The following is a 4,569-nucleotide window of genomic DNA, read 5'->3' on the forward strand; positions in this document are numbered from 1 at the left end:
AACCCTGCGCGGGAAGTCAGCAAATCGTTTGTGGTATCGAGTTTGCAGGTTAGAATAGTCATAAGCCTTGAGCTGTTGCACCCATTGGGTGATGGTCTGTTTTGTCACTAACCATTATACATCCAAGGCTTTTTCCGTCTTAGCGCTTTCTATCTGGGGATTGGGGGAATGTGCCCCTCGTACTGGCCGGTGGTAGCGCCCCGAGGGCGACCAGACAACACATATTCTGACTCAGAGGACCCCCATGACTGCACTGGTTATAGTGGAATCACCCAATAAGGTCAAAAAAATACAGAAATACTTGGGAAACGGTTATGTGGTGGCCGCTTCCGTAGGACACTTCAGGGATTTGCCGCAAAAGGAAATGGGCGTGGCGCCACCGCGTTTCATTCCCAAGTATGTCATCACCAACAAGCGTGTGGTGAGCAACCTGCAGCAGAAGGCGAAAAATGCAGAGATGGTGTATCTGGCCACCGACCCGGACCGTGAAGGCGAGGCCATAGCCTATCATCTGCGTGAAGCGCTGCGCCTGAAGAATTATCGACGCATCGCGTTTCACGAAATCACCGAGAAAGCGGTTAAGGCCTCCTTGGCCGAGGCCGGGGATATCGACATGGGGCTGGTGGCCGCTCAGGAGGGGCGGCGGGTCATGGATCGCCTGGTGGGATACCGGGTGTCCGGGCCGTTGTCCGACAGGCTGCAACAAAGGGCGTCTGCGGGCCGGGTACAGACACCTGCGCTGCGCCTGGTGGTGGACCGGGAAAATGAGATACGGGCTTTCGTTCCCACTGACTATTTTGAGGTGGTGGCGACGTTTGATGCGGAAACAGGAAGATGGGAAGCGAAGTGGGACAGCAAACCCTATCTCAAGGCGGGGCAAGACTATTTTCAGGATGAAGCGTTTGCAAACAGTGTGGCCACACTGCGCGAGTTCACGGTGCAGGACATCAGCACCAAGCCGGTGACCCGCAAGCCGCCGCCCCCATTCATTTCCTCCACGCTTATCCAGGCCGCCTCCAGCCAATTGAAAATTAAGCCCAAGAAAGCGATGCAGCTGGCCCAGGAACTCTTCGAGGCGGCGCTGATAACCTACCACCGGACCGACACCCCCAACCTGTCAGATGAGGCTGTCGGTATGGTCTGGGACTGGCTCAGGCAGAACGGGAAGGACAACTATATCCCGCCTGCCGCGAACAAATGGAAGGCCAAGGGCGGGGCACAGGAAGCGCATGAAGCGATACGCCCCACGGACTTTTCCAATCGTGAGGCCAACAATGTCAGTAGTGATGCCGCCAGGCTCTACGATTTGATCTGGCGGCGAGCAGTTGCCTCTCAAATGAAACCCGCCTGTTTCGATGAAACCAGTATTCACCTGCGCAGCACACAGACCACAAACGACGGGCGGCAACAGGATTTCCATGCGAAAGGGCGCGTGATGACCTTTAATGGTTGGATGGCATTGGGAGCGGACAACAAGCAGTCGCAACAACTGCCGTCATTGTCCAGCGGTGCGGTCATCACCTCATCGGATACGGTGGTGAAGGCCAAACGGACTCAGCCCCCCAAGCGTTATACAGAGGCCACGCTGGTCAAGAAACTCGAAGACAGTGAAATCGGCCGCCCCTCTACTTATGCTTCCATCATGGAAACGCTGACCAGCCGCCATTATGTGCGGGAGCACAAGGAGGGGAAAGGGAAACAGGTATATCTGGCCCCCACACCACTGGGGGAGAAGATCATAGCCGCCCTGGCAGGTGGCTTTTCCTTTGCAGACTATGAGTTCACGCGCCAGGTAGAGGCGCACCTGGACAAAATAGCGGCGGGAGAGGAACGATATATTGATGTGGTAACCCGTATCAATGACACCCTAGACAACGAATTGGGAAAAATGCCGACCCCTGAAGGAGTGGAGCAACACGAGTGCCCGGAATGTGGCAAGCACCTGCGCCTGCGCAATGGGAAGCGTGGCGCCTTCTGGGGCTGCACCGGCTACCCGGATTGCAAATACACCGCGCCGGATGACGGCGGCAAGCCGGGGCAGCGCGCCCCGGAACCCAAGCCCGCATCTGATAAAACCTACGATTGCCCGGTATGCAGCAAGCCCCTGCGCCTGCGCAATGGGCAGCGTGGCGCCTTCTGGGGCTGCACCGGCTACCCGGATTGCAATTACCTGGTTGATGACAACCAGGGCGTACCGGCGTTGCCCGACAAGATATACCCCTGTCCGGAATGTAGCAAACCCATGCGCCGCATAAATGGGCGCAAGGGGCCGTTCTGGTCCTGTAGTGGCTATCCGGCGTGCCGTCACGCTGTAAACGACCTCAACGGGGCGCCAGAGGGCATTGTGGCAGCGCAGGTAAAAAACCAACAGAAAACCGCATAGACATGAAACGCTTGATTAACCACCTTGTTATCTGGCTGGCTAACGCTTTTTTTGGTCCATCAAGATACAGGGTTATGTTCACATATCAAAGACAAAACGGGCGCAGCAGTTTTCTATTTCATCAAGACTGTTGGGGTGATTGACCGTTGGTTGATTGACCAGCATCGAGAGATAAAGCGCGAGCTAGGCCCGATTTGGAATATGAAAAAGTATTCGACGATACCTACAAAACGGCACGCTTGATGTAGAACCAACTGCATATCTGGGGCGATGGAAAGACAGATAACAAGGTGGATAACGGAGGACACATGAGCAAGGTGCATCACCTGGAACACCGGAAACAGAACCATACCGATGAAGTATTGTCGTTTTGGCGGGATTACCCTTATTTAGACACCCCCTGACAACAGAGGAGGTCCGAGCATACCAGGAAGAGGGATTGATCGACGACGATGAGGTGCGCTTGGCATGGGTGAGACAAACGCATTACCCCGTATCTGCCAAACAGTTTCGCCGGGGCATGATAGACTCGTCGCCCAGGGTGCGGGCGGCCTGGGCGGGCCGCACCCTGGAAGTTGCGGGGAACCCTGAAAGGGAAAAAGGCCGTCACCGCACGCGGACAAAGCAAGCTCTTCTTGCTGCAGTATGCCTTGCCCTGGGAGGGGGGGGTGGCGTGGTTGGCGGCCGGAGCATCACCGCTGCCACAGGACAATGGTGATCGCCCATTAAAGGCGAACGTGCCCCCATCGAATCTGCCGCGCCCTATGATGCCCCCTGTATCCGTGGTGCCGGTACCGCCCCCCGCTTACACGCTTAACCGTGGCGAATTCGACAACTCACAATACATTTACTCATCGCCGTACTACAGTCGTCCCTATAGCCTGCCGGAGGCACCAGACATGGGTATGGAGACAATGCGGCATTCCTATTGGAGATCACGATAATGTGGTTTAGAAACATCATATTGTATCGGTATGACGAACCCTTCTACGAAAATGAAGTCACCCTGGCGCAAGCACTTATGGAAAAACAAAGCCGCCCCCTGAGCAACCTGGCCATGGAGTCCTGGGGCTGGGAGCCGCCATTGGGTGATGGCGGTGAGCTGGTACACGTAGCAAACGGGCGCATCATGGTATGCGCCATGAAGAAAGAAAAGGTCTTGCCACCCGCCGTGGTGAAAGAAGTGCTGCAAGAACGCATCACAGAGCGCGAGAACAGGGACGGGAGGAAAATCAAGAACAAAGAGAAGGCGGAACTGCGGGACAACATCATCGCAGAAATGTTGCCCAAGGCATTTACCAAGAGCAGCCTGCATTACGCCTATATCGACCCCATCAATCACTGGGTGGTGGTCGATGCAAGCTCCCCCTCCACTGCGGAAACCCTGCTGTCGCTGCTAAGGGACTCCCTGGGCAGCCTGCCGGCGGTTCCAGCAGAAATAAGGGACGAGCCGCGTCTGTTGATGACGCGGTGGCTGAGGCAACAAGGCGAGATGCCCAATGGGCTGACAATCGGATATGAATGTGAACTGCGCGATGAAGAAGGGGGCATTATTCGCGCAAAGAATGAAGATCTGAACGCAGAGGAAATCCAGACCCTGCTCGATACCGGAAAGCAAGTAACAGCGCTTTCCCTTGAATATGATGACCGGATGGAATTTGTGCTCAATGATAAAGGGCACCTGAAGCGCCTGAAATTCCATGATGCGGTACTTGAAGAAACCGCAGAGACGGAGGCAGATACCCCTGCAGAGCAATTCGATGCAGACTTTGCGCTGATGACAGCGGAATTGTCGCGTTTATTTGAAGTGCTGTACGGAGAAGACCAATGAAAACGGAAACCCTGGACGCGCTGCAAGCTGTCGCAGATCTGCTGGGGAATGAGGTAACGGTAGCCAGCATTCCTGGACGGGAAACCGTACGCATAGTGGGCAATCGGCTGTTGGAATTGTCTGCTGTCCCCGACAAAGCCGAGGGGTGGCGCGGGGCTTTTCAGATGATGCGGCGCACGGGCATCATTAACGCGGAACAGCAGCAAATACTAGACGATGCCTATCAGCGTGGCGCCCCCCTGCGCAAAGAGGTAGAACAGTGGATGCGGGCCAACGGGCGCGCCGCTGTTGTGGATTCTTTCGACTGGAACAATCGCCAGGCACAGGTATGGGGGTTCCAGTATTACATGGAGAA

Annotated in this window: 4 protein-coding genes; all 4 read left to right on the forward strand. The window is 55.6% G+C overall.

The window, feature by feature from the left end; translation table 11 throughout:
* The first annotated feature begins 244 nt into the window (after positions 1 to 244).
* Complete coding sequence (gene topA, locus ACOCD2_RS12905; RefSeq protein ID WP_419625721.1) at positions 245 to 2,383, forward strand: type I DNA topoisomerase; 2,139 nt, start codon at positions 245 to 247, stop codon at positions 2,381 to 2,383.
* 439 nt (positions 2,384 to 2,822) lie between these two features.
* Positions 2,823 to 3,101, forward strand: a complete 279-nt coding sequence (locus ACOCD2_RS12910; protein WP_293715454.1) for a hypothetical protein — start codon at positions 2,823 to 2,825, stop codon at positions 3,099 to 3,101.
* A gap of 225 nt (positions 3,102 to 3,326) precedes the next feature.
* Positions 3,327 to 4,214 carry a recombination-associated protein RdgC gene (locus tag ACOCD2_RS12915; protein ID WP_293650036.1) on the forward strand — a complete coding sequence of 296 codons (888 nt, stop codon included), beginning with the start codon at positions 3,327 to 3,329 and terminating at the stop codon, positions 4,212 to 4,214.
* On the forward strand, positions 4,211 to 4,569 hold a 359-nt coding region (locus ACOCD2_RS12920; protein WP_419613789.1), incomplete at its 3' end, for a hypothetical protein. The genes ACOCD2_RS12915 and ACOCD2_RS12920, both read left to right, overlap by 4 nt.

The organism is Thiolapillus sp. (assembly GCF_048562965.1).
Lineage (GTDB): Bacteria > Pseudomonadota > Gammaproteobacteria > Chromatiales > Chromatiaceae > Thiolapillus > Thiolapillus brandeum_A.

Excerpts from the sequence above, each read along its gene's own strand:
- topA (WP_419625721.1), top strand. The coding sequence starts at position 245 with ATGACTGCACTGGTTATAGTGGAATCACCCAATAAGGTCAAAAAAATA.
- ACOCD2_RS12915 (WP_293650036.1), top strand. The coding sequence starts at position 3,327 with ATGTGGTTTAGAAACATCATATTGTATCGGTATGACGAACCCTTCTAC.